Below are 3,795 nucleotides of genomic sequence, written 5' to 3' on the forward strand. Positions count from 1 at the left end.
AAGGAAAAGCGTTATTGGATAAATTTGAAGAAATCTTGCGTAAAGGCTATTTGACCAGAGACAAAGAAAATAAAGAAAAACATTTAGATATCATTTGGTATTTATGGACGGGAGCTGCTTCTTCATTATTTGGAAAAGATCAGATGACGACATTTGAACGGTACTATATTGAAGATAAAACGACTCATGAAGAAAAGAAAAATGCTTATTACAATATGCGCAATGATATTGCTACCTGTGAGAGAATACTGGCTGAGTTCGGATTAGACCCTGCTAAAGGACACATTATTAACGGACATACACCTGTGAAAGAAAAGCGGGGAGAGGATCCGATCAAAGCGGACGGGCGCATGTTAGTGATCGATGGCGGTTTCTCTAAAGCCTACCAAGGGACAACTGGGCTGGCCGGATATACGTTGTTGTACAATTCTTACGGCATGCAGCTGGTTTCACATCAACCATTTACTTCGCTGAAAAATGCGATTGAAGATGAATTTGATATCATGTCGACGCGCAGAGTGGTGGACCGCGAATTAGAGCGTAAAAAAGTTCGAGAAACAGATATTGGTATACGCTTATCCGAACAAGTAAAAGATTTGAAAGAATTATTGGAAGCTTATCAAAATGGTGAAATCGTTGAAAACCACAAGAAATAAACAGAAGTTCTTTTCTGAATGAAAACTTATTCTTTCCCGCTTATCTTTGGTACAATAGAAGATGAGTATAAAATGCATGAGAATGTTAGGTTACTGGAGGAGATTTTTTTGAATAAAGGATGCACATTTTATTTTGTCAGACATGGCCAAACGTATTTCAATTTATATAGAAGAATGCAAGGCTGGAGCAATATACAGTTGACTGAAGAAGGAAGCGAAGATGTTCGCAGAAGCGGCAGAGGGTTGGCAGAAGTACAATTTGATGCAGTGTATACAAGTGATTTAAACCGGACAATTGAAACGGCCAGTCTTATTTTAGAAGAAAATAAATTTGGCGAAGAATTAGAAATACAAGCTATGCCTGAGTTTCGTGAAGTGTTTTTTGGTTCTTTTGAAGGTATGGACGTTGATGAAGTATGGGAAAATATCAATGAAGTGATGGAATACCCTTCTGTCGCTGAATTATGGGCAGAAGCTACTGTACCGGAACAAATGAACGCCACGAAAGAAGCGGACCCTTATCACCATGCGGAGAATTACCTTGAATTTTGGTCACGCATTGAAAAAGGGTTGTTAACATTGATCGATAAGCATCGCGATACGGGAGATAAGGTATTAGTTGTCGCTCACGGCAATACGATCCGGTATATGTTGAATGGATTAGTTCCCGAGCTGGATAATCCGCAGCCTTTGTTAAATGCCAGTGTATCAAAGGTCAGCTATTATGATGGGCGCTATCATTTAGAATGTTACAATGAAATTGAACACTTCAAAGATTTAGAAAAAGATTAAACAAAGCAAAGGGAGAATAAATAGTTTGAAACCAAATGCATTAGTATTTTTTGACTTAGACGGTACGTTATTAAATAAAGAATCAAAAGTTGAACCTGAAGTAGTCGAAGCATTAGAACAAATGAAACAAAAAGGCAATATTCCATTTATTGCGACAGGACGAAGCCCGATTGAAATTCAGCACGTGTTAAAAGAAACGCCGATTGATTCATTTATTACACTTAATGGACAATACATTGTGTATGAAGGCCAAGAAGTTTATCGCAATCGCATTCCTGTAGAAACGTTGGTTAATTTAAAACAAGCAACAGAAGAACGCAAATTTGCCTTGTCTTTTTATACAAATAATAAAATCCGTGCAACACGTGAAACAGAAGTATTAAAAGAAGCGTATCAGTTTATTCACGCTGAAGTTCCGTCGGTGCACAGTACCTTGCATTTAGAAGAAGAAGTGTTGATGGCATTAGTATTGAACACAGATAAGTCACAAGATGCTTATTTTAAAACGAACTTTCCAGAGTTGTCTTTTTACCGCAACACGCCTTACAGTATGGACACCATTCCAAAAGGGAATTCAAAAGCTACGGGGATCACGGAATTAGTTAAGACATTGAAATTTGAGACGATCCCGACTTTCGCTTTCGGCGATGGGTCTAATGATATTGAAATGGTCGAACACGTAGACTATGGAGTAGCGATGGGAAATGGGCTAGCAAGCTTAAAAGAAAAGGCTACCTATATTACTGCGAGCCATGTTGATGGTGGAATCGTAGAAGGGTTAAAGTATTACGATTTAATTTGATTTCTGATAAGCAATAAGTAAAAAACTGACTGAACTCCGCATACTCTTAAAATAGTGGAATTCGGTCAGTTTTTTTAGGCAATTAAACAGTTAATTGCTGGAAAACTTTTCCGACGGCATCTTCAATAGCCAAATCTACAGGTAAATCAATAGTAAGTGGTGTTTTATTGATGACAACGACTCGTTTGCCTTTAAAGTAGCGAATAAGGTTTTTAGATGGATTGACTGTTAAAGAAGTACCAGCAATAATCAGTAAGTCTGAACTGGCCATCAACTCTTTTGCCCGGTCTAAAATTCCTGGTTTGAGATTTTCGCCAAATAAAATCACATCTGCACGAATAATGCCGTTATCAATCGGACAACGAGGAATATTCTGCTCATCCCGTTGAATTTCATTTAATTTGTATTCGCGACCACATTCCATACAGTGAAAATGACGGTTATTGCCATGCAGTTCAACAACTAGTTTACTTCCGGCTGCTTGATGCAAGCCATCCACATTTTGAGTGATGATGCGAACATCTTTCCCTTGTTTTTCTAGTTTGGCCAAGTAGAGATGCGCTGCATTCGGTTTTGGAGCTTCTGTTTTTTTACGTGTGTTAGGTCGGTTAAAAAACTTTTCCGGGTAATTTAATAAATAACGTTTACTCATAATTTTCTTGGGGTCTAACTGCTGCCGTTCCAATTCAGTATAAGTCCCAGTATTTGAACGGTAATCCGGTAAGCCACTCTCAGTTGAAACTCCCGCACCACCAAAAAAGACAATTTTTTCAGCTTCATCAATAAATCTTTGCAATGTTTCTATTTGATGCGTCATTTATTTTATGCTCCTTCATATTATCTAATTATTTCTATACTACATAGTAGCACACAATTGTGTTGATTCGTATTAATTCGCTTATAAAAAGGAAGAGGAAATATTTAAAGAGGCAGCAATAAAGGGGATTGTTCGGTAGCGATTGTCTAGCAGACAAATAGACAAGAAAGCTGTAGAGAGTTGTTCGGTAGTGCCCGTCTAGCAGACAAATGATAGAAAAAACTAGCCTCAATTAGTTGTTAGAAGGAATATACATCATAAGCCCCATAATCGGATTCAAAAATTAGTTTGCAGTACAAGATAATTGGTTAGTTAATTAGAGTTTTTTGGATTCAAAAAAATTACTACCTGTATTTGAAACGAAAACAATATAGATTGCGGATAGTATTGAATGAGAAAGAAAAACATTAGGAGTGGGTGAATGGCTTTTAAGGAGAGAGAAAAACCGTTTCGATTGTTAGTGATGGAATCATTGGTTAATCGAATGACTTTATCTAGAGATGACCGTAATAAGTATGCGAACTGGGTCAAAGGATACAATGGAGAAGTGCAGTTTGATTCCATAACAGAACAATTAAAATGTGAGAGCATAGTTTTAAATGATTTGTATTTAACGGTAAGGGGGAAAAAGTTTCAAATTGATACTTTGTTGATCACTGCAAAGAGTCTTTATATATACGAAGTTAAAAATTTTGAAGGTGAATACTATTACGAAAATGAAAAGATGT

At 37.0% G+C, this 3,795-nt stretch carries 5 protein-coding genes; 4 read left to right on the plus strand and 1 reads right to left on the minus strand.

Annotation, left to right across the window (positions count from 1 at the left end; translation table 11 throughout):
* From RT405_RS02645 to RT405_RS02655, 3 genes are all read left to right on the plus strand, one after another.
* On the plus strand, nucleotides 1–656 hold a 656-nt coding region (locus tag RT405_RS02645), incomplete at its 5' end, for a fructose-bisphosphatase class III (RefSeq protein WP_313467324.1).
* A 108-nt stretch (nucleotides 657–764) separates the two neighbouring features.
* On the plus strand, nucleotides 765–1,448 hold the full coding sequence (locus tag RT405_RS02650) for a histidine phosphatase family protein (protein ID WP_313467325.1): 684 nt from the start codon (nucleotides 765–767) through the stop codon (nucleotides 1,446–1,448).
* Between the two features lie 25 nt (nucleotides 1,449–1,473).
* Nucleotides 1,474–2,250, plus strand: coding sequence for a Cof-type HAD-IIB family hydrolase (locus RT405_RS02655; protein ID WP_313467326.1), 777 nt, complete (start codon nucleotides 1,474–1,476; stop codon nucleotides 2,248–2,250).
* Nucleotides 2,251–2,332: 82 nt separating this feature from the next.
* Here RT405_RS02655 and RT405_RS02660 read toward each other — a convergent pair whose 3' ends face one another.
* Nucleotides 2,333–3,067, minus strand: coding sequence for an NAD-dependent protein deacylase (locus tag RT405_RS02660; RefSeq protein WP_313467328.1), 735 nt, complete (start codon nucleotides 3,065–3,067; stop codon nucleotides 2,333–2,335).
* 421 nt (nucleotides 3,068–3,488) lie between these two features.
* Between RT405_RS02660 and RT405_RS02665 the strand changes: the two genes are divergently transcribed.
* Nucleotides 3,489–3,795, plus strand: a 307-nt coding sequence (locus RT405_RS02665; protein WP_313467329.1) for a nuclease-related domain-containing protein, incomplete at its 3' end; no start/stop codon positions are given.

The sequence above is a fragment of the Carnobacterium sp. genome (genome assembly GCF_032094055.1).
Classification (GTDB): domain Bacteria; phylum Bacillota; class Bacilli; order Lactobacillales; family Carnobacteriaceae; genus Carnobacterium_A.

Coding starts and splice junctions, on each gene's coding strand:
- RT405_RS02660 (WP_313467328.1), bottom strand. CDS start 3,067: ATGACGCATCAAATAGAAACATTGCAAAGATTTATTGATGAAGCTGAA.